Annotated in this window: 26 protein-coding genes; 10 read left to right on the top strand and 16 right to left on the bottom strand. The window is 64.8% G+C overall.

The features are described from left to right. Positions 1–102 precede the first annotated feature (102 nt). A complete protein-coding gene (locus SULPSESMR1_RS23325) occupies positions 103–507 on the top strand; it encodes a single-stranded DNA-binding protein (protein WP_089423468.1) in 405 nt (134 codons plus the stop codon). Positions 508–816: 309 nt separating this feature from the next. Here the strand turns inward: SULPSESMR1_RS23325 and SULPSESMR1_RS23320 are convergent, their stop codons facing one another. The 4 genes from SULPSESMR1_RS23320 to SULPSESMR1_RS23305 form a co-directional block, all read right to left on the bottom strand. Continuing rightward, on the bottom strand, positions 817–1,302 hold the full coding sequence (locus tag SULPSESMR1_RS23320) for a GNAT family N-acetyltransferase (RefSeq protein ID WP_089423550.1): 486 nt from the start codon (positions 1,300–1,302) through the stop codon (positions 817–819). Between the two features lie 59 nt (positions 1,303–1,361). Beyond that, positions 1,362–2,054: a glutathione S-transferase family protein gene (locus tag SULPSESMR1_RS23315; protein ID WP_089423467.1), complete on the bottom strand. Its 693-nt coding sequence runs from the start codon at positions 2,052–2,054 to the stop codon at positions 1,362–1,364. Between the two features lie 69 nt (positions 2,055–2,123). Beyond that, a complete protein-coding gene (locus SULPSESMR1_RS23310; RefSeq protein WP_089423466.1) occupies positions 2,124–2,492 on the bottom strand; it encodes a cupredoxin domain-containing protein in 369 nt (122 codons plus the stop codon). Beyond that, complete coding sequence (locus SULPSESMR1_RS23305; RefSeq protein WP_240311220.1) at positions 2,480–3,007, bottom strand: DUF4142 domain-containing protein; 528 nt, start codon at positions 3,005–3,007, stop codon at positions 2,480–2,482. The genes SULPSESMR1_RS23310 and SULPSESMR1_RS23305 overlap by 13 nt, the downstream gene beginning before the upstream one ends. 141 nt (positions 3,008–3,148) lie before the next feature. Between SULPSESMR1_RS23305 and SULPSESMR1_RS23300 the strand changes: the two genes are divergently transcribed. From SULPSESMR1_RS23300 to SULPSESMR1_RS23275, 6 genes are all read left to right on the top strand, one after another. Then, positions 3,149–4,102: an AraC family transcriptional regulator gene (locus SULPSESMR1_RS23300; protein WP_089423464.1), complete on the top strand. Its 954-nt coding sequence runs from the start codon at positions 3,149–3,151 to the stop codon at positions 4,100–4,102. 136 nt (positions 4,103–4,238) lie between these two features. Beyond that, the gene (locus SULPSESMR1_RS23295; RefSeq protein ID WP_089423463.1) at positions 4,239–4,601 is read left to right on the top strand and encodes a hypothetical protein; all 363 of its coding nucleotides are present in this window, start codon (positions 4,239–4,241) and stop codon (positions 4,599–4,601) included. Positions 4,602–4,629: 28 nt separating this feature from the next. Beyond that, complete coding sequence (locus SULPSESMR1_RS23290) at positions 4,630–5,172, top strand: carboxymuconolactone decarboxylase family protein (protein WP_089423462.1); 543 nt, start codon at positions 4,630–4,632, stop codon at positions 5,170–5,172. A gap of 72 nt (positions 5,173–5,244) precedes the next feature. Then, a complete protein-coding gene (locus SULPSESMR1_RS23285; RefSeq protein ID WP_089423461.1) occupies positions 5,245–5,880 on the top strand; it encodes a GNAT family N-acetyltransferase in 636 nt (211 codons plus the stop codon). 21 nt (positions 5,881–5,901) lie between these two features. After that, positions 5,902–6,864: a pyridoxamine 5'-phosphate oxidase family protein gene (locus SULPSESMR1_RS23280; RefSeq protein ID WP_089423460.1), complete on the top strand. Its 963-nt coding sequence runs from the start codon at positions 5,902–5,904 to the stop codon at positions 6,862–6,864. Next, complete coding sequence (locus tag SULPSESMR1_RS23275; RefSeq protein WP_089423459.1) at positions 6,842–7,294, top strand: GNAT family N-acetyltransferase; 453 nt, start codon at positions 6,842–6,844, stop codon at positions 7,292–7,294. Before SULPSESMR1_RS23280 ends, SULPSESMR1_RS23275 begins: the two co-directional genes overlap by 23 nt. Before the next feature lie 109 nt (positions 7,295–7,403). Here the strand turns inward: SULPSESMR1_RS23275 and SULPSESMR1_RS23270 are convergent, their stop codons facing one another. The 10 genes from SULPSESMR1_RS23270 to SULPSESMR1_RS23225 all read right to left on the bottom strand — a co-directional run bounded on the left by SULPSESMR1_RS23270 (position 7,404) and on the right by SULPSESMR1_RS23225 (position 14,110). Next, positions 7,404–7,937 (bottom strand): dihydrofolate reductase family protein, encoded by a 534-nt coding sequence (locus SULPSESMR1_RS23270; RefSeq protein ID WP_089423458.1) that lies wholly within the window; start codon positions 7,935–7,937, stop codon positions 7,404–7,406. 45 nt (positions 7,938–7,982) lie between these two features. Beyond that, a complete protein-coding gene (locus SULPSESMR1_RS23265) occupies positions 7,983–8,672 on the bottom strand; it encodes a class I SAM-dependent methyltransferase (RefSeq protein ID WP_089423457.1) in 690 nt (229 codons plus the stop codon). After that, entirely contained in the window at positions 8,669–9,274 is a 606-nt protein-coding gene (gene gstA / locus SULPSESMR1_RS23260) for a glutathione transferase GstA (RefSeq protein WP_089423456.1), read from the bottom strand. The genes SULPSESMR1_RS23265 and gstA overlap by 4 nt, the downstream gene beginning before the upstream one ends. Further along, positions 9,271–9,675 (bottom strand): hypothetical protein, encoded by a 405-nt coding sequence (locus SULPSESMR1_RS23255; protein ID WP_089423455.1) that lies wholly within the window; start codon positions 9,673–9,675, stop codon positions 9,271–9,273. The genes gstA and SULPSESMR1_RS23255 overlap by 4 nt, the downstream gene beginning before the upstream one ends. Positions 9,676–9,767: 92 nt before the next feature. After that, positions 9,768–10,319, bottom strand: coding sequence for a hypothetical protein (locus tag SULPSESMR1_RS23250; protein ID WP_089423454.1), 552 nt, complete (start codon positions 10,317–10,319; stop codon positions 9,768–9,770). Between the two features lie 22 nt (positions 10,320–10,341). After that, a complete protein-coding gene (locus SULPSESMR1_RS23245) occupies positions 10,342–11,565 on the bottom strand; it encodes a flavin-containing monooxygenase (RefSeq protein ID WP_089423453.1) in 1,224 nt (407 codons plus the stop codon). A 24-nt stretch (positions 11,566–11,589) separates the two neighbouring features. Then, positions 11,590–11,805 (bottom strand): DUF1127 domain-containing protein, encoded by a 216-nt coding sequence (locus SULPSESMR1_RS23240; protein WP_089423452.1) that lies wholly within the window; start codon positions 11,803–11,805, stop codon positions 11,590–11,592. 28 nt (positions 11,806–11,833) lie between these two features. Next, a complete protein-coding gene (locus SULPSESMR1_RS23235) occupies positions 11,834–12,916 on the bottom strand; it encodes a class I SAM-dependent methyltransferase (RefSeq protein ID WP_089423451.1) in 1,083 nt (360 codons plus the stop codon). 317 nt (positions 12,917–13,233) lie between these two features. Next, entirely contained in the window at positions 13,234–13,911 is a 678-nt protein-coding gene (locus tag SULPSESMR1_RS23230) for a hypothetical protein (RefSeq protein ID WP_157729109.1), read from the bottom strand. Between the two features lie 10 nt (positions 13,912–13,921). Next, entirely contained in the window at positions 13,922–14,110 is a 189-nt protein-coding gene (locus tag SULPSESMR1_RS23225; RefSeq protein WP_089423449.1) for a hypothetical protein, read from the bottom strand. Positions 14,111–14,248: 138 nt separating this feature from the next. Here SULPSESMR1_RS23225 and SULPSESMR1_RS23220 point away from each other — a divergent pair, with 138 nt between their 5' ends. After that, on the top strand, positions 14,249–15,259 hold the full coding sequence (locus SULPSESMR1_RS23220) for a GlxA family transcriptional regulator (protein WP_089423448.1): 1,011 nt from the start codon (positions 14,249–14,251) through the stop codon (positions 15,257–15,259). 21 nt (positions 15,260–15,280) lie between these two features. Here SULPSESMR1_RS23220 and SULPSESMR1_RS23215 read toward each other — a convergent pair whose 3' ends face one another. Next, positions 15,281–16,201, bottom strand: coding sequence for a LysR family transcriptional regulator (locus SULPSESMR1_RS23215; protein ID WP_089423447.1), 921 nt, complete (start codon positions 16,199–16,201; stop codon positions 15,281–15,283). A gap of 92 nt (positions 16,202–16,293) precedes the next feature. On the opposite strand from SULPSESMR1_RS23215, the gene SULPSESMR1_RS23210 reads away from it, so the two are divergent. Both SULPSESMR1_RS23210 and SULPSESMR1_RS23205 read left to right on the top strand, forming a co-directional pair. Then, on the top strand, positions 16,294–16,935 hold the full coding sequence (locus SULPSESMR1_RS23210) for a class I SAM-dependent methyltransferase (RefSeq protein WP_089423446.1): 642 nt from the start codon (positions 16,294–16,296) through the stop codon (positions 16,933–16,935). Then, positions 16,922–17,497 (top strand): MAPEG family protein, encoded by a 576-nt coding sequence (locus SULPSESMR1_RS23205; RefSeq protein WP_089423445.1) that lies wholly within the window; start codon positions 16,922–16,924, stop codon positions 17,495–17,497. Before SULPSESMR1_RS23210 ends, SULPSESMR1_RS23205 begins: the two co-directional genes overlap by 14 nt. Before the next feature lie 612 nt (positions 17,498–18,109). Here SULPSESMR1_RS23205 and SULPSESMR1_RS23200 read toward each other — a convergent pair. Then, positions 18,110–19,420 carry a vanadium-dependent haloperoxidase gene (locus SULPSESMR1_RS23200; protein WP_089423444.1) on the bottom strand — a complete coding sequence of 437 codons (1,311 nt, stop codon included), beginning with the start codon at positions 19,418–19,420 and terminating at the stop codon, positions 18,110–18,112. Positions 19,421–19,642 lie beyond the last annotated feature (222 nt).

Raw genomic sequence — 19,642 nt, 5'->3', positions numbered from 1 at the left:
TTCCGGCGTCCATGCTGTCCACCGTGCACGCGTCACCCGACGGGCTTTTTCAGGGTCTTGTCGAAGGGACAGTCCCGAAGACAGGAAACACAGGAGCTTATCATGCAGAACATCGTCATCCTCGCCGGCAACATCGGCCAGAACCCCGAAGCCCGCACCACCCAGGGCGGCACCCAGATCACCAACTTCAGCCTCGCCACCTCGCGCCCCCGCCTCGCGGAAGGTCGCGTGCTGCGCGACGACAACGGCTACCGGGTCATGGACACGGAATGGCACCGCATCACCTGCTTCAACGGTCTCGGCAAGACGGTCGCGGAGCATTGCGAAAAGGGCATGAAGGTCCTCGTCCACGGCCGTATCCACTACAGCAAGTGGATCGATAGCATGGGCAACGATCGCTACGGCTGCGAGATCATCGCCGAAAAGGTCGACTTCCTCAGCCGCCCGAAGTCGGCCGAGGGACAAGACCCCGAGCTGGTCGACCGCGACGACGAGATCCCGTTCTGAAGAACGGGGTCTCCACCTCGGGCCCGGCGGGGGTAATCCACCGGGTTCGGGGTGCTGCCGTAAGGCAGCTTGGAGCCCGCCCCGTCCGATGCTGCACTGTGATCGAACGGCCGCATTGCTGCAGATTGCCAAACCTCCTACGGTTGAGACCGGCACGCAGCCACCATTCACTTGGATCCGAGTGCGGGAACGCCACTCCCTTGGATGCCGCTGCAGGTATCGTAGCCAGCGATCCGTGAGCAAGAAAACCGTCCGCGGCCCCAGAAATTGGGTTTCTTCCTTGCAATCGGCTCCGTGTAGAACCGGATGTCACCGCGTCTCCAACCGGTACTTGAGGAATGTCGCGCCATCATGCTCGATTTCGCCGACGAACCTCGCGCCCAACCGGTCGAGCGCGGCGAGGTTCCGGCGCGACGGCGGCAGCAGGAAGGTGACGAAGGGAATGCGCGCGTCGGCCCTGGCGAAGGCGATGGCCTCGCGGGTGATCCGTGCGCCAAGTCCGAAGGCGTCAGGTTTCAGGACCAGGCCGAAATCCCATTCCACGCCCTCCTTCTGGAACCCGCCCCAGCCCACATAGCGATCATCCGCAAGGATTGCCCAATGCCCCAGCCCGTCGCTGCGCCAGCGCTCCTCCTTGGCTGCGACGAATTCCGCGGCGATGTCGCGGTTCCACGCGCCTTTCAGCAGCGGCATGTGTGCGGCCACGCGCGGGTCGGACATATGCGCGATCAGGATGTCCGGCGGGATATCCGGCAAGCGCGCGAATGTGATCCGGGGCGACCCTTTCTGCGTCATGCCGCCGCTCTCCTTGTGACGGGCTTCGACATCGTAGCACATGGCGGCGGCTTCCTGGCTCAAGCCGACTGCCTTTCCCGCACGGAGCTTATTTCCATACGACCTGCCAGCGCGCCATTGCGGCGACGCAGGAACTCGGCCAGACGGTCACCATAGTCAGCGGCGACGGCATTGCGCGCGGTCGGTCGGGCCGCCAACGCCACACGCCAGGCCGGAACCCGGGCAAGCCCGTCGAAAAAACCGAAGTCCCCGATCTGCTCGAAGGTTTCGAAGTAACGGAACACCGGAGCGAAGACCGCGTCGACCAGGCTGAAGCGGTCGCCCGCGAACCACGGGCCCTGGCCGAGATGGTCCTCGAGCAGGCGGAAGCGGGCATGCAGTGCCGCCGCCTTTGCGTCGAGCGCTGCCTCGTCCGGCGCGGCGTAGAAACCCGCGATGTCGTTCAGCACTTCCGAACCGAAACCGATCCAGGCACGATGCCGCGCCCGTTCGACCGGATCGGCGGGATGCAGCGGGTTGGGCTGTGTTTCCTCGAGATATTCAAGGATCGCAGCGGATTCAAACAGCGCCGCGTCGTCCACCTTCAGGACCGGCGTGCGGCTGAGCGGCGAAATCGCCAGAAACCAGCCCGGCTTGTCAGCGAGATCAATGGTGACACGGTCATGCGCGACGCCCTTTTCTGCAAGGGCGATGGCGATGCGCTGGACATAGGGGCAAAGCGCGTGGCTTACGAGGGTGATGGGTTCAGACATGGTTTTTTCCTTCATGGTTTGTTGCGCGGGCCACCCGCCGGGGGATGAGTAGTGGCCGGCCCGCGCTGGTTAGCCGTCCGTTTTGGCGTGAACGACGACAGTTCCTTTCATGTGCGGGTGAAACCCGCAGATGTAGCGATGCTCGCCTGGTGAATCGAACGTGATCCGACCTTGGCCATCCCGTTCGAGATTGCCGGTATCCCAGTCGCCGCTGAGCGCGGTGGCCGTGTGCGGTGCGACATCACCGTTGATCCAGGTCACACTGTCGCCGACGATGATCTCGATTTCAGGCGGATCGAAGGCGAAACGCTCGATTCGCACCGTGACCTCATGCGTGCCGTCATGTGCCCGAAGAATGCCGGGGAGTCCGGCCAGGGCCAGCGCGGTGCCGAGTCCCTGACCAAACCGTCTCCGTGTGGGCCGTGTCAGCCCGCGCATTGCAGACCCGACACCATATTCTCCGCATGTGCTTCATGTGCGCGGAAGGTGACGAGCGCATCCCCCAGCAGCGCCTTCAGAGGTTCGACTGTGACCACGGGGATGAAGTCCTCGGCGACCGTCTTGTTCACGACCTGGTGGTAGCCGAGTTCGTTCGTCGCATAAGCACAGTCGAAGGCCGCGCCCGCCAGGCTCGCCAGTTCGGTGCGCTTTGCCGCCGCCCCCTCGATCAGCGCCTGAGACAGCGCGTTGTCCTGCGGGGTGACATCGAGTTCGGCGATCAACGCGCCTGCCGCTTCGTTCACCGCGGAATGATCCCGGATCATGGTCTGGGCAAATTCGCGCACGGCATCGTTTTCAGACACAGCCAGAGCAAGATGCGCATACCGGATGTCGAGCTGACCCGCCGTATAGGCGGTATGGGCGATCTCGAGATCGTTCATCGCCTCACCGGCCTGCGCAACAACACCGGTCGCCGCCACGGCAAGGCCGATCATGAGTGTAAGGGTTTTCATCGTGTCATCTCCTTGGTTGGGTTTCGATGACGCCAGTTGACACGAAAGGAACCGGACCATGAATGCCGGTGCGTTCGGGATGAATGCCCGATCGTCCGGCTGTATGGACGTTTTCGGATTTCGGTGATAAAAATTGCATTCATGTTTGACCTGCTCAGCGATATCCTCACCCGCCTCTCGCTCCGTGGCACGCTCTACTTCCGCACGAGCTTCACTGAACCCTGGGGCGTGCGTGTGCCCGCCTTCCGCGACGTCGCGCGCTTTCATTTCGCGCACCGGGGCGAGGCGCTCGTCCGGGTGGCGGGCGTGCCGGTGCCGGTGCATCTCGCCCAAGGCGATCTGATCGTGATTCCCCATGGCACCGCCCATGTCCTGTCGTGCCGCCATACCGGCCCGGACGACGCGTTGCCGCTTGACGACATCCTGTCTCGCGCCGGTTTTCCGGGCCATGGCACGTTGGTCTGGGGTGGCGACGAAAGCCCCCGCGACACGCAACTGATCTGCGGACATTTTGCCCTGGCCGAGGGGTCCAAGCATCTGTTGTTCGACCAGCTTCCCCCTTTCATTCATCTGCGGGGCTACGGCGAGGAGGCGGGCCCCTGGCTCGAGGCCACGCTTCGCGTGATCGGTGCCGAGGCGGGCGGCGCGCGGCTGGGTGGCGACCTGATCGCGCTCAAGATGTCCGAGGCGATCTTCGCCCAGGCGATCCGGGCCTATATCGAGCAGGCGCGCGAGGTCGATTGCGGCGTGGCGGGCTTCGCGGACCCGCACCTTGCCCGCGCGCTCACCGCCTTTCACCGGAATCCCACTTCGAATTGGACCGTGGCGGCGCTGGCCCGCGAGGCGGGACTGTCGCGCACCGGCTTCGCCGAAAGATTCACGGCGCGGATCGGCGCAACCCCGATGAGCTACGTGACGTCCTGGCGGATGCAGATCGCCCGCGAGGCGATCAGTGCGCGCGGACTCAGCGTCGCCGAGGCGGCGGAAGTATCAGGTTACGCCTCTGAATCCGCGTTCAGTCGGGTGTTCAAGAAAGAGATCGGTATCTCACCCGCCGCGTTCCGGCAGGGCGGTGCCGAGTCCCGCGCGGCGTGACAAGTCGTCCCAATCGTCGGACGATCTGAGAGGTTTCCCGGACTTTCAGGAATTCACCGTCCTGATCAGGTCGGGTAGGCAGGTGACGCGGCGGATACACCGTCGCCCTTGCAACCCTTCCGAAAGGACCTCCACCATGCGCTTCGTCACCAAGACCATCCATGCCAGGCTCGACTATCCGGTCGCGCTTGCGCTTATCGCCCTGCCGTTTCTGCTCGGGCTCGGCACATCGCATCCCCTCGCGCTTGGCATCTCGCCGGTGATCGGTATTGCGGCTCTCCTGTTGACGGTCTTCACCGACCATCATCTCGGGCTGATCCGTGTACTGCCCTACAAACTGCATCTCACCGTCGATCTGGGTGTCGGCGTGCTGTTTCTGTTCCTGCCCTTCGCGCTCGGCTTTTCCGGACTCGACGCGGCCTATTACTGGCTGAACGGCGCTGCCGTTGTGGCGGTCATCGCCCTGTCGAAGCCCGAAGCCGACCTGGCCTCGGCCTGATCCCCAAATCCACGAAAGGACATATCCCATGGCACGTATCACCCAGGTTTCCGACACCGCCGCCGCCCCCGAGGCCGCCACGCTTTTCACCGCGATCAAGGGCAAGCTCGGCATGGTGCCGAACCTCTACCGCGTCGCGGCAAACCAGCCCGCTGTGCTCGGCGGCATGCTCGGCCTCAACGAGGCGCTGGCCCGAGGCAGCTTCGACGCCCGCACACGCGAGGCGATCGCCCTTGCCGTTGCCGGAGTAAATGGCTGCGACTACTGCGCCTCGGCCCATGCCGCGATCTCTGCCGGGCTGAAGATGACGCCCGGCGATATCGACGCCCATCTGGCCGGCCGCTCGGACGATCCGCGAACCGCGGCGATATTGCGGCTGGCGCTGGCCATCGTGCAGGCACGCGGCCTGATCGCCGATGCAGACCTGACCACGGCCCGCGATGCCGGCCTTTCGGAGGCGGATATCGTCGAGACGGTCGCGAACGTGGTGGCGAACATCTTCACCAACTACCTCAACCACGTCGCCGATACCGATATCGACTTCCCCGCCCGCAAAGCCCGCGCCGCCTGAGTGAACCGGCCTGTCGGTTCTCCGGCGGGCCGGTCGGGAGTATGCAAACCATGCTGTGGGAGAATTCCGCCCATGAAACGCGATGCCGAGGAGTCCAGCCCTTCTGTTCCGACGCGCGCCGACCGGAATGACCAGGCCGCCTCAAAGGCACCAGTTGATGACCCGATCATCGTGCGACCGTTCGAACCGGACGATGCGGCGGCGGTGCGCGCGCTTTTCATCGCGGTGAACAGGCTGATGGCACCGCGTCACATGGCGGAACAATTCGAGGCCTACATTGCCACTGCGCTGCGAGAGGAGATCGACAATATCGCGCGCTACTATGCCGCGCGCGGTGGACAGTTCTTCGTCGCCTCCGCAGCGGGCGGACTGGTCGGCATGTTCGGTCTCGAACAGGCGGAACCCGGCGCGGCCGAGCTGCGCCGCATGTATGTCGATCCGCGGTTCCGGCGCCGCGGCATTGGGCGTGACTTGCTGGCCCGCGCCGAGACCGAGGCCCAAAAGGCCGGCTGCAAGCGGATGATCCTCAGCACGTCGGAGTTGCAAACGGCCGCACTCACCCTCTACCGAAACGCCGGATATCGCAAGGTTCGGCAGGAGGTCGCGACGCGGGCAACCAACAAGACCCTCGGCGGGGCGATCCGTCGATTTCACTTCGAGAAGGTACTGCCCGGCATGGCGCGCTCGCCGCTGCCCGCGATCACCTGACATCCCGACAAGGAGGGAAACATGAACCACCCAGCCACATTTCACGCCGGCGAGATCGCGGTGCAGGATCGCGCCGGCGTTCCGCCGCGGACGCGAGAGATGGCCTCGCGCGCGATGCGCGATGCCATGCCCGCGCAGCATCAGGAGTTCTTCGAGAGCCTGCCGCTGGTGTTCCTCGCACTTCTCGACCGGCGGGGCCGGCCCTGGGCGGTGCCGGTATCGGGAACGCCGGGATTCGCACGGGCGCTTTCCCCGAAACGACTTTCGCTGAGCCACACACCGGATCTTGCAGAGGACTTCGACCTCGACACCGGTCCCGGCGCGAGTGTCGGTCTGATCGGCATCGATCTTGCAACGCGCCGCCGCAACAGGATGAATGGCCAGACCGCCTCTGGCGGCGAGGGCCTGGAAATTGCCGTCGAGCAGAGTTTCGGCAACTGCCCGAAATACATCCAGACCCGCGCCTTCGAGCTGTCGCGCACCGATCCACCGCTGCCCGTGCGACGGCAAATGCCGTTGAAGAGTGACGCGGTCCGGAGCATCATTGCCGGCGCGGATACGTTCTTCATCGCCTCGCGCGGCGCGCGAGTTGCAAGGAACGCCACTGAAGGACTCGATGTCTCCCACCGCGGCGGGCGGCCCGGGTTTCTGGGCATCAACGAGGACGGCACGCTTTCCTTTCCCGATTTCTCGGGCAACCGGTACTTCAACACGCTCGGCAATATCGAGGCCGATGGCCGGGCGGGTCTGTTGGTGCCGGATTTCGCCAGCGGCGACGCGCTGTGCCTGACCGGTCGGGCGGCGGTCGACTGGACCTCCGGCCGTGCCACCGCCTTCGCGGGCGCTGAACGCATCGTGGACTTCGTGCCGGACGAGATCTGGCATGTGGAACATGCGCTTCCGGCCACCGCACGCCTGATCGAGGTCTGGCCGGACCTGAACCAGACCGGGAGATGGCAAGATGCGCATCCGACACGCGCTTGAGGCCGACGTTCCGGCCATCGCGCAACTGGCGCGTGAGCTGGCCAGCCATGTGGCCGATCCCGATCCGGGCGCGGACACGGACGCTTTGCTCCGGCTCGGATTCGGCGGAGACAGGTGGTTCGATTGCCTCCTCGCCGAAATCGGTACGGAGATCGTGGGCTTCGCGTCTTACGGCAAGCGCTTCGAAATTCACACAGGATCCCGAAGGCTGTGGCTTGGCGATCTGGTGGTTACGCAGCGGTGCCGCAATCGCGGGGTCGGCGGCGCGCTCATCGCGGCGCTGCGCCACAAGGCGGTGGAACTGGGATGCGACGTGATCGTTCTGGACCTGTGGGCCGAGAACGCATCGGCCCGGGCCTTTTATCGCAAAGTCGGCGCGGTGCGGGATGCAGAGTTGGAGGTGCATCTGATCCCGACGGGGGCAGACTGACTCACCTGCGCCATCGCCAAGTGACCGGTTGCTTTCGGAACCGCCGACCGGATGCGTCGGAACGCATCCGGTGGATGGGATGCCGCGACCCGGTCGGGGAAAACCTGCATCAGCCGCGCAGGGCGAATTCCTGAAAGAGGTACCCGCCGTCATACTTCCGCGTTTCGACATGGCGCAGGGCAGGGGATACGGCTGTGTCTCCGAACAGGTGAACGCCGCTGCCGAGGATGACCGGTGCGCGTTTCAGGCGGAGAAGATCGATCAGGCCCAGGGACAGCAGTGCTCCGGCGAATGCCCCGCCGCCGCAGAGGTAGATCGGCCCCGGTGTTGAAGCCTTGAACTCCCCGAGCAGATGCGCATCGCCGCTCGCATGCACTTCTACATCGCTGTTTTCTGGCAGTTCCAGAGACCGCGAGAAGACCAACGTTGTCATGTGCTCATAGGGGTTCTGACCGGGCTTCAGGCCGAAGCGATAGCCGAACTCGTAGGTCCGTCTGCCCATGATCGCGGTGGCATAGGTTGCCAGCCGCGCCATGTAGTCCTCGACGACCGGTCCCTCCTGCGCGAATTGCGAAATGTCCCCGTCCGGGCCCGAGATGAAGCCGTCGATCGAGATGGCGACGTCATAGATGATGGGCTGCATGTAATCCTCCAATAAATTTGCGCCGATGCCTTTTGCAGGCGGCCGCTACATCCCGGTGCGGGTGCTGACCCAGCATCGATACCACAGGCTTCGGAAGACTTCGCGCGGCTCGCCAAAGCCTGCCTGCGCAAACAGGGCCCGCATGCGGGTTTCGGGCACGACCGGCATGCGCGGTATCGCTTCGAGTTCGAGGCGCGTCGCGTGAGGATTGGCACCGACAAGGTCCGCATGCGCCAGATAGGCCGGGATCAGCATCTCGAATTCCCCTGTCCCGCCAAGACATGCGTCGGCGTGGATCAGCGTGCCCCCAGGGGTCAGCCGATCTGCGAGGGCCGTCAGATAGGCCAGTTTGGTGCCATCATCGCGAAGATGGTGCATGACCAGCAGGGATGTCGCGATATCGAAGCATGGCCGCGACGGCAGGTCGGAGGCGGTGCCCCGGAAGAACGTGATCCTGCCCGACATACCCACCTGTTCGGCGACCTGTTTCGCGGTCTCCAGATTGTCGCCGGAGGGGTCGATGGCCGTGATCTCGAACGCCTGCGCGTTTGCGCCCAGAGCCGCGATTTCGCGCCCACCGCCAGCCCCCGCGATCAGCAGCCGCGCGCCCTTGCCGGCAAGACTCGCGATCAGGGCGGACACGAGGCGGTACATGCCATCGAGACCGGGAATGGCGCGCTGCATCTCCCGATACATCGCGATCCGGTCAATCTGGTGGTCCGTCGCAGAGGTCATGCGGTCAGACCCTCATGCGCGAGTGCGTCCCTGACAGCCGGCCGCCGCAGGATATCATCGAAATGCCGCTGCAATGCCGGCCAGGTCGCAAGCGCAAGATCCTGGTCCCCCAGCCAGCGGCAAACGGTGAACAGATAGACATCCGCCAGCGAGAATTCGGAGCCCGACAGGTATCTGTGCTGGCGCAGATGACCCTCGGCCATGTCGAGCCGCCGGGACAGATGCTCCCGGCCCGGTTTCAGGAACGCCTCGGGTGTCGTGGGCCGGAAGAGCGGGCTGAAGCTTTTGTGAATCTCGGTGCCGATGAAATTCAACCATTCCAACGCGCGATAGCGGCCCATCCCGGGTTGCGGCAACAGGGCGGCTTCGGGTGCCAGCGCATCCACATATTGCAATATCACCGGAAGTTCTGTCAAAAGCTCGCCATCCGCCAGTTCAAGCGCCGGGACATAGCCCTTGGGATTGATCTCGAGATAGTTGCGGTCGCCTTCCGTTAGTCGAGTCTGGTAGTTGACCTCTACCAGGCTGAACGGCAGGTCGGCCTCGCGAAGGGCGATATGCGGCGCCAGCGAGCAGGCGCCTGGCATGAAATAGAGCTTCATTTCGGGCTTCCCCCGGACAGCGGGCCGGGAAGGCCGTTCAACAGTACCAGCGCAAAGTCGTAGGCAGCGCCATTTGTTTCCTCCATCCTATGGCCAGCGCCGCTCAGGTCCATCGCCACGAACTGATCGCCGGGCGACAGCAGCCGCGTGTCTCCGTCGCTGGTCTCGATGCGCACCGATCCGGTCAGAACGGTCCCGAGGACCGGCACCGGGGCGCAATGCCATTCGTCGCGATAGCCGGCGGGATGGTGCATCATCAGAACGCCGCTCGCGCCCATGGTTTCGGTGACGCTGTAGCCCGCGGGCGATGGCGGCGTGAAATCGCCGTCGAAGACCGGCCAGGTGTCGTCATCGAAATAGGATTTGCCATCGTCGGTGGCGCGTATCCGGAGAAATTTCATCTGCCTGGTTCCTGTTCGGGTGGTTGATCGAAAGTGCGGCGAGGCCCGGCGCATTGCCGATCCCGCCGCCCAAGTGTTGCGTGTGCGGCTTCTCAACCTTCGGCACCATCGCGGGTTTCAATCTCGACCTGCAACCGGACGCCGTAGCCGTCGCTCATCCCCAGAAGCACCTGGGCAAGCTGAGCCGGAGCGTCGGCATATCCGCCGGTGCCGCCGGTCACGGCGCGGGTGACGCTCACGCCGGGATCGACAAGTTCCGGGCCATGGCTGATCAGCAGGTCACCGTCATCGAAGCGGTAGATCTGCCGGGTCATCACGATGGCGCCGGTTTCGGTGCGCATGCCGTCGCCGACGAAGAACCCGTCGCAGGTCCACTCCCCGATGACGAGCTCGGGGAAGGCCGGGCTGCCATCGGGCAGGGTGCCCTCGATGCCGCCATCGAGTGTGCCGGCGGGGTAGATGTAGCCCTGCGTGACGAACGGGTTGCCGTAGGCGGGCATGCCGTCGTCGAAGACCGGCGCTGGCGCATAGACAAAGCGCGAGATATCCTCGGCCACGTCGAAGGCGGCGAGCGGTTCGCCCGCCTGGGCCGCGAGGGGTGCGGTCGCGACGAGTGCCGCAAAGACAAGATTGGTCGGTTTCATCTGGTTGGTTCCTTTTTCGGTTTCAGGTCGGGCTTGCGCCCGCTTGTGCGGGGCGTGTCGTGACGGCGCGCGCGGCATGCGCGCCGGATTCTCTAGCTGCCGGGTGGCGCCGGGAATCGGCCGCGACGGCGTCGGCGATACGGTCGGCTGCGATGCGCGCGGCGTCGAAATAGCCGGTAAAGATCGGCCGGAAGCCGGTGAACCACAGACCGGGATTGGCGGCGTCGCGCTCACCCATCGGGTGCCGGGGCTGGCCGGACCGGTCGAGCACGTCGAGGTGCCCCAGCAATCGCTCCAGCCCGGTGCGATAGCCAGTCGCCGCGATCACCACATCCGGGCGGCATGCCGTGCCGTCCGACAACTGGACCTGCGCACCGTCGAATCCCTCAACCGAGGGCACGACCCGGATGCGGCCCGCCTTCAGCGCGGCGACGAACCCGTCGTCGATGGCGAAGGCCACGCCGTCGCGCAACAGCCGCGTGCCACCGCCGTCCGGATGGCTTTTCAGCCCGTGGCGCGCGAGGTTTCCAAGGAACAGCCGCTGGGTGATCCGGAAGGCCGGGTCGAGCACCGCCGCGGGCAGCGCCGCGAAGATCCGTGCCAGCCGGTGCAGCGGCAACCCGAAGACCCGTGTCGGCACCACCGCAGGGCCGTGCCGGACCGAGACCAGAACCTCTGCCGGGTCGTGCCGCACCAGATGGTTGAGCACGTCCGATCCCGAGTTGCCGGCGCCCACCACCAGCACCCGCTTGCCGTCGAAACGGGACGTATCGCCGAGATCGGCTGCGTGTAGGAACTCACCGTCGAAGCTCTCGCGCCCCGGCCAGTCAGGAATGTAAGGCTCCCGATCCCGGCCGGTAGCGATCACGACATGGGCCGCGTGAAACGGGCCGTTTGTTGTGGTCACTGCCCAGCCGTCGCCAGCTCTGTCGATCCCGGTCACAGCCGTTCCGAAATGGATCGGCACACCCAGACGCGCCGCATAGCGCTCCAGATGCGCCACCACCGTGTCGCGTTTGAGAAAGACGCCATCATCGTGCGGCGCCTTCTGCCCCGGAAGCCGGGCAAAGTGGCGGTGGATGTTGAGCCGCAGCGCGGGGTGGCGCTGCCGCCACGGCTCGGCCACGCGGTGCTGCGCTTCAAGAATGGTGACCGGAAGGCCGCGACCGGCGAGCGCACGGGCGGTTGCGAGGCCCGAAAGCCCCGCACCGATCACCAGCGTTTCGTTTTTTCGTGTCACTTGCATGTGTTGTCCTTTCGATGCCATGCGTCAAAGCTCGGGCCACTGGTCGCTTTCGCGCCGCCGGACTGCGTATTCGTCCAGTCCAATGTCCCGGAGCAGGTGGTCGCAAAGCTGCGACACGTGCCGCTTGTCCCGCCGCAGTCTTTGCCGGTTGCGTATTCGCGCGATCAGTCGGCGGGTACGCCCGGCGACGCCTCTGCCGCGAGACCGCGTAGGCCAAATGTGTTTCAGGTTCAGTTCCATGGTATTTCTCCTCTTTTCCGGGCGTCGCTCAGGGTCGGGCGACGAAGTAGGCGTTGATCGGGTCATGCGGCAGGCGATGCGTCTCGACCGAGGCGAAGCCGGTGGCGGCGAGGTATTCCTGCGCCGTCTCGACGCCCCACATCGCCCCCAGTCCGGGCCCGCCCTGACCGATCGAGATCGGCGTGCAGTGCATGGATGAGATCGTGTAGAGCAGCGGCGCGAACGGGTTCTTGATGTTCTTCTCCAGATCGCGCGAGCCGCCGATATCCTGCATCAGGAACACGCCGCCCTTGCGCAGCGACCGGTGGATGAGCGCCAGAAACCCTTTCGGATCCTTCTGGTCGTGGACGGCGTCGAACGCGGTGACCAGATCGAACCGTCCGACGGATTGCACCGAGGACAGATCGCAGCTCTCGAATGCGAGATTTTCCAGCCCTTCGGCACGCGCTTCGGCCTCGGTCGCCGCGAAGGCGTCGGCGCAAAGATCAAAACCGAAGAAACGGCTGTGGGGGAATTCCCGTGCCAGACGCAGCATCGCCCGCCCGCCGCCGCAGCCGAAATCGGCCACGTCGATCCCGTCCTTCAACCGGTCGATCAGGCCCGGCACGACCGGCAGGATCGCATCGACAAGGCTGGCCACCACCAGTTGAGCGCTGTCCTCGGCCATGACCTCGTGAAACCGGTCGAAATGGCCATAGCAGAGGCCCTCGCCGGTGCGGAACCGCTCCAGCATCTCGTTTTCGACAGAGGCGGCGACACCGATGAACTGCGTTGTCACCGCCATGTTGTCGGGCGCGGCCGCGCGGGTGAGAAACGCGGCATGCTCGGGCGGCAGCGTGTAGCTGCCTGCATGGGGGTCGTAGGCAACGACACCGGACGTCACCATGACGCCGAGCCATTCCCGCAAGTAGCGTTCGTTCACGCCCGCCTTGAGGGCCAGTGCGTCCGACGTCAGGCCGGGATTTTCGGCCAGCGCATCGAACAGGCCGGCGCGGTGCCCAAGCGATGTCATGATCGCCAATGCCGCTTCGTTCAGCGTGCCGACAAAGCGGTTGGCAAAGGCTTCGGCCCTGGCCTCGTCGAATGCGATGATCTCGTTTTGAACCGTCATTTTCATCTCCTTTGGTGACTGGGACGGCGGAATTGTTTGCGCCGTTGGTCACAGGAATGAATTGTCCGCGCGAGTCGCGGTAGGGTGCAAAAAGACGGAAACGGTGATTATAGGACAGGCGTTATGTTCAAATGCGATAAATACAGGAAGGTCGGTGCCTTTCGGAATGCGCGACTGATTGTTCCATCCCGCCTTGGAGGCGCGAAAAGATCGTTTTCGCAGACTGCGCGTCAATCCTCCCGACGGTGGATTTCGTGGGGAATTCCCGCAGAATGCGGCGGTGATCGACGATAGGATCTGAACTCGGTTCGCCAACATTACCGCGGCAGGTAGACATCCATCGCCTGATCGCCGAAGCCCCGCCGGATCAGCCGGGCCGCGTCAGAAGCGCAGGGGCCCAGAACGACAAACCCGCAAGACGAGATCGGCTGGCCGCTTGACGTGATTTCTGCGGATGGCAGTGTGCAGATGCGCCTGGCCCGACGCAGCGCCGCCTCCGTTTCGGAGGATACGTCGCCCCGGCACGCATAGGCGCGCGGCGGATCGGCAAAGATGTTTCCGAAAAACGCGCCTTCCCACAGCGGGAATGCCTGCTGCTCCGCCTTGGTTGCGCGCAATGTCTGCAGTCCTGCCAGATCGCCACCGACGCCGCGCATCGAGATCAGGACCGGCACGCCAAAGGCGTTGGTGCGGGCCAGCAGGCAGGCGGTGACGGCCGCCTGATCTGCCACGCTCAAGGCGCCACTGCGCCACTCCGGCGCGATCCCGACCGTTCCGCGAAAGCGATAGGTCTGTCCGTCATGGTGCGCGACGGCCATCGTGCCTTCGGGCAATGCGCACTGAACAATGTAGTCGAGCAGTTTCCGCGACGTGTTCGACACAAGCAATGCCGATCCGGTCAGATCTATCGGGTGCGCAGGGCTGTCTGCTTCTGGCAAGACCGGATACGGGATCAACATGAGTCCCGCCGCGAGAAGAGCAGCGCCTGCTTTCATCGGTCCGCCCTCAGCCGCCCAGCTTGCGCGCCGCCATGCTGATCAGGGCCTGATGGGCGTCGCGATCCCGCGGCGATGCCGCGTTGATCGTGATCACGTTCGATACGACGCCATTCAGTTGCAGGCCGTTGCTTGCCGAACCGGCGATCGCCGTGGTCCCCGAAACGCCCAACACAGCCGTCAAAATCAAGTGTCTCATTCCTGTCTTCTCCTTTGCGCGGCAGGCGGGATTGCGTGCCGGACTGCGTTTCACATGGACCGAACTGTCAAACTGTGGCAGAAGAGAAGCGGACCAGATCGGTGATTTCCAGACGGACGCGGGTAAGGCGAGCGGGATATGACGATCAAAACAGCGGTTATCGGATCGCGCATTGCCGGAACCTCAGTGCTGTTCTCGATCCTCGACATTCTGGCCTCGGTCGGTCGCGACTGGGAGATGCTGCATGGCCTCCCGACGGCTGAACCCATCTTCCATGTCACCTTGAGAACGCTGGACGGGGCACCCTACTGGGACATCAACGGGCGCAAGATCACGCCGGATGCGGCACTGGCCGAGCGTCCCGTCCCCGACTTCATCATCGTGCCCGATCTGCTGTTCGACCCCAATACCGGTCTGCCCGAAGACTTCGCCCCGGTGGCCGAATGGATCAACGGGGCCTATGCGCGCGGCGCCATCGTCACTTCGGTCTGCTCCGGTGCGGTTCTGCTGGGCGCGGCCGGCCTTTTGGATGGCAAGGGGGCGACGACGCATTGGGGCTATGCCGACATGCTCGGCCGGGCCTTTCCCCATGTGAAGGTCTGCCGTGAACGAATCCTGATTCCCGCCGGCGACGGCCACCGCGTCATCACCGCCGGCGGCACCTCGGCCTGGGCCGATCTCATGCTCTACCTGATCGGGCGTTTCGCGGGTGCGGACGAGGCCCGCCGGATCGCGAAGATCTACCTGATCGACCCGCACAGCGACGGCCAGCTTTCCTATGCCTCGCTGACGGCGGGCGGGCAGCATGACGACCAGCTTGTCGCCGATGCGCAGATCTGGGCGGCGCAGAACTATGACACATCCAGCCCGGTCGCGGCGATGGCCGCGCGCAGCCAACTGACCGAGCGCGGCTTTTCGCGCCGGTTCAAAAAGGCGACGGGTCAGGCGCCGGCAAGCTATGTGCAGACGCTGCGCGTCGAGGAAGCCAAGCAGCTGCTGGAGACGACCGCGATGCCCATCGACGATATCGCGGCCGAAGTCGGATACAGCGAGCCGTCCAGCTTCCGCTCGGCCTTCCGCAAGCATGTCGGAATCTCCGCCTCGGCCTACCGCAAGAAGTGGCGGGCGCTGGCGCCGATGGCATCCTGAAGCGCGACCTGATTGTGCGGATCACACCGGTAGATCGCGGTGCGGCGCGTCCCGCGACAGCGCGTCGGCAAGCAGATCGAAGACCAGCCGGATCCGGCGGCTGGTGTGCAGTTCGCGGTGGGTGACAAGCCAGACCGGCACCGGGATCGGCTGAAAATCGGGCAGTACGATCGACAGGCCCGGGGCGGTCGCCGCCATGTCCCGCGACATCAGACCTATGCCAAGCCCCTGGCGCACCAGTTCCAGAATGACCGATCCGCTGGCCGAGACCAGCCTGAAATTCTGCCGCGTCACCATGATGCCGCGCTCGTTCAGGATCGGCAGCAGGCGTTCGGCATGGTCATGTTCAAACCCGATGAAGTCGAGGGTTTCGAGTTCCGCGTGGCTTTGCGGATGCCCGCAGCGGTCCAGGAATTCGGTCGAGGCATAGAGGTTCGCGGCGGTCTCGTTCACGAGCCGCGCGATCAGTTCGGGCTGTTCGGGGCGCGCATGCCGGATGGCGATATCCGCCTCGCGCCGCATCAGGTTGCGCAATTCGTTCGACGCGATGATCTCGACCTCGATCCCCGGCGCAATGGCCCGCAGCCGTTTCAGGACAGGCGGCAGCGCGCGCGTGGCCATGAAATTGGTCGCGGTGATGCTGACCCGGCCCTCGATCGCCTGGCTTCGGCCCGAGGCGGCAAGCGAGACGCCGAGTGCTGCGTCGCGCATGGCGCGGACATGGTCGAGCAGATCGAAAGCCGCCTCGGTCGGCACCAGCGACCGGCCGACCCGCCGGAAAAGTTCGATGCCCAGCACGTCTTCCAGCTGGGCCACCTGCCGGCTCAGCGTCGGCTGGGTCTGGCCGAGCGCCCGCGCGGCGGCCGACAGCGAGCCCTCCTCGATCGTGGCGAGGAAGGCGCGCGCCTGGTTCCAGTCGAAGGCGACCGTGTCCCACTTCATCGGTTTGCGTATATCGGATAGCCGGTTTTTGGCAATTCGAATCGCAAACGCGCATATGTATTGAGGGTCCGAACCCCGACAGGAGCCCGCGAATGCCCCCATCGCCCAGATTCTGGAACTGGATCGCCAGGCGCTATTCCCGCCAGCCGGTCGCCGACGAGGCGGCCTATCGCCGCAAGCTGGAGATCACGCAATCCTATCTGCGCCCCGACATGCGGGTGCTGGAATTCGGCTGCGGAACCGGCACGACCGCCCTGATTCACGCCCCCCATGTCGCCAGTATCGACGCCATCGACTTTTCCGACCGGATGATCGGCATCGCCCGCGAGAAGGCGCAAGTGCAGGGCGCCCGGAACGTGAATTTCGAGGTGGCACGGATCGAGGACTGGCCAGCAACGGATGGCAACTATGACGCGGTACTGGGCCTCAGCGTCCTGCATCTGCTCGAAGACCCTTGCGTCGCGCTCTCAAAGGTCCACTGCCTGCTGAAGCCGGGCGGCATCTTCGTCAGCAGCACGGTCTGCCTTGCCGACATGCAAGGGATCGCCCGGCGGCTTCTGCCGGTCGGCCATGCGCTCGGCCTGCTGCCGCTGGTCCGTCCGCTGAGCGCCGAGGGCCTCGCCGCCGATCTGCGCGGGGCAGGATTTTCGATCGATCATCAGTGGCGGCCTGCGCCCGACAAGGCCGTCTTCATCGTGGCGATCTGGACGGAGGATCCGGATGCGCAGCACTGAGCCCCGCAAGCGTCGGGTGGCGATGATCATCATCGGCTATCCCGTCGCCCTGCTGATTGCCGCCATCGCCGTCAATCTGGTGCTGATCGGCGTGCAGCCGGTGGTGGTTGCGCTGCCATCCGAGGGCGCGGTTGGCGCGCTGGCGATCACCTTTGCCCTGCTGGTCGCCAACCACGCCTGGCTGATGACCAGCACCGAACTGACCCGGCTGCGGTTTGATCTCTCGGCGACGCCAGAGGAACGCGCGGCGCGGGGCCGCGAAGGCGCTGTGATCCCGGCACATGCATCAGACGAGCTGGAGCGGCGCCACAACGCCCACCGCAACACGACAGAGAACGTCGTCTGCTTCCTGTGTCCCGCCTTGTTGCTGGCCTTCGTTTCGCCGCCTGCCGCCGTCCTCTACCTGTGGTCCATCGGCTTCGCGCTGGCACGGCTCGGCTACACCTGGAGCTATCTTGCCGGCAGGACCGGCGCGCGCGGCCTCTGCATGAGCCTCAGTCTGCTGACACTGTTCGGCGTGACGAGCTACCTCGCGATGAGTTCGGTTCTCGGGCTATTCTGAATCGGCATAGGCCGTTTCAAACTTCGGCGCAGGAGCCCGAGGGCCACGGCTACATGGCTTTCTACATCAGCGTGAGGCGGCGGCGGTCAGCGACCGATCCTGCTGAGCAACAATCTGCGCAGCTTACTTCCCATACCCTCGATCAGGTTCACTGAACGCCTGGTGACAAGCTGCTGAACTTATCTGTGAAAAACGACATCTGATTTGACGTAGGACAAGGGAGACCGGCCAGAAAGGACCGTTATCGCCGCTCGACGTCAAGACCAGACGTTCGCTGCGCCACCGGCGCACTCACACAATGCGGGACGGACCTGCCATTCGCCGCGCCTGCTCGGTTTGCGCTGCGACTGCGAAGTATTCCGACGGGCGGGTGGTAAGTAGACCTTCGCTGCGCGGGTGCATTTGCATCCGACCGTGCTGAGAACGGGCGTTCGCTGGTTAATGAATGCAAGTCTGATCAACCTGAGTTTGGCTGCAGGCGTCCGGGCCACGGGGCTGGACCGCGCAACTCCCCTTTGGCAAGCACGAGACCATACCATTGTATCCCGCAGTCAGGACTACAGACGTCGGAATGGAAGCCGGCTGGCGGGGTGGGGCCCCGCCAGCGCGGACTTAGTTGACTGGAACGAGGAAGTTGTTCAAGACATGCGTTCCGATCTTCCGGCCGAGGTCCAAACCCGTGTCAATCGCCGAGCGGAAATGGATCCCGGCATGGATACGCGACTCGGCATTCTCTTCCGCAGCGTCGGTGAAGCCTTCGAAGCTCCGCCATGGTGCATGGCCCAACGCCGTCGTAGAGGTCATCGCGAAACCCGTGTCGCCGAGGGTTTCCGCGAGCACCGTGGCAGTCGCCGCGCCGAGGACCGAGTGGGTCGAGGGGTGGTCCTGGATGGGCGGCGTCGGCAGGAAAGGTGCCCAGCTCTCGATGGAGGTGGTCCCGGGGTTGCCATCATCATCGGCCGTCGCGATCGCAGTGACAGGGCGCCAGAAGTCGTGGTGCATCTTCGAGTCCCAACCGGCGATATAGCCGTCGGCCATCGCCACGTTGACGAGAGCGAAGAGCCTGGCGTTGTCGCGCAGATCGAGATCGTGCTCGCGCGCTGCAACGCGGGTTGCACGGTTCCAGCCTATGTCCGAGAACTCGTACCAGAACGCCGCGTATTCGGTTTCCTCGGCCGATCGGGTCTCGGAGACGTCCCGGCCGGTTGCCGCGACCTCGGCGAACTCGACGGCATATTCGGCGCTAGCGAGAGCCGGTGGTGGGGCGGTCCTGAACTGATCCGGTGAGGCGAGTGCGAAGGGACGGACCGAGCGCCACTGCGGCGAGACCAGGAAGTCCCAGCCCGGCACATGCCGGTAATGTCCCACACCCTCTTGCTCGGTCCAGCCTTCCCGGGCTTCGGCGCCATCCGTTGCGCGTTCGGCAAGGATCGCCGCAGCTGCATCCGCGCCGACGGCACGTCCGGCTTGGACGGCGGCGCCGACGCCCGCGTCAAGCAGCGAAGCCTCGAGCGCGGCTGCGACGATCGCCGCCTGATCGGGGAAGAATCCGACCAACACGTCATGCGCCGCGACGACGGTGGCGACCGCCGCGTCATAGTCCGCGGCGGGCGCACTGATCCTCGTGTGCGTGGCATATCTTGCCGCGCCGGCATTCGCAGCGTCGTGCATAGCGATATGCATGGTGGCGAGCACGCGCGTGGCGGCCATCGGATCGGCATAGCCGTTTGCCGCACGCATTACCGCGTAAGCGTTCAGGCTCCAGTCGCTGACGAGGTCACCGCAATCCGGCTGGCACCAGGCTGGGTCGTCGGCCGCGGCTGCGTTGGCATGGGTGACGGCGAGCGCCGATGTGGCGAGTAGCGCGGAAAGCAGAAGCTTTGCCACCCGGCGTCGTTGTTTGGTTCCTTGGTCGTATCTCATCTGTAACTCCTGGTTGGGGGGAATTTCCCTGCACCCTTCCTATTCCAGCAATTGCGGCGGGATCAGAGCCGGGACGGCCAGAACAGGGCGAAACCTGCCATGGGCGGCGACGAGACGCCTGCATCGGGGCGGGGGGCGCAAGGCAGGAAGGGCGACGGTGATCATCGCCCTTCTAGGATGCAGGGCGCGGGGAATTCGCGCCGGGTCTGGCTGTGGGATGAG

This window comes from Pseudosulfitobacter pseudonitzschiae (assembly GCF_002222635.1).
GTDB classification, from domain to species: Bacteria; Pseudomonadota; Alphaproteobacteria; order Rhodobacterales; family Rhodobacteraceae; genus Pseudosulfitobacter; species Pseudosulfitobacter pseudonitzschiae_A.
Note: the sequence above shows the minus strand (reverse complement) of the source record. Positions and strands in the feature narration are given on the sequence as shown.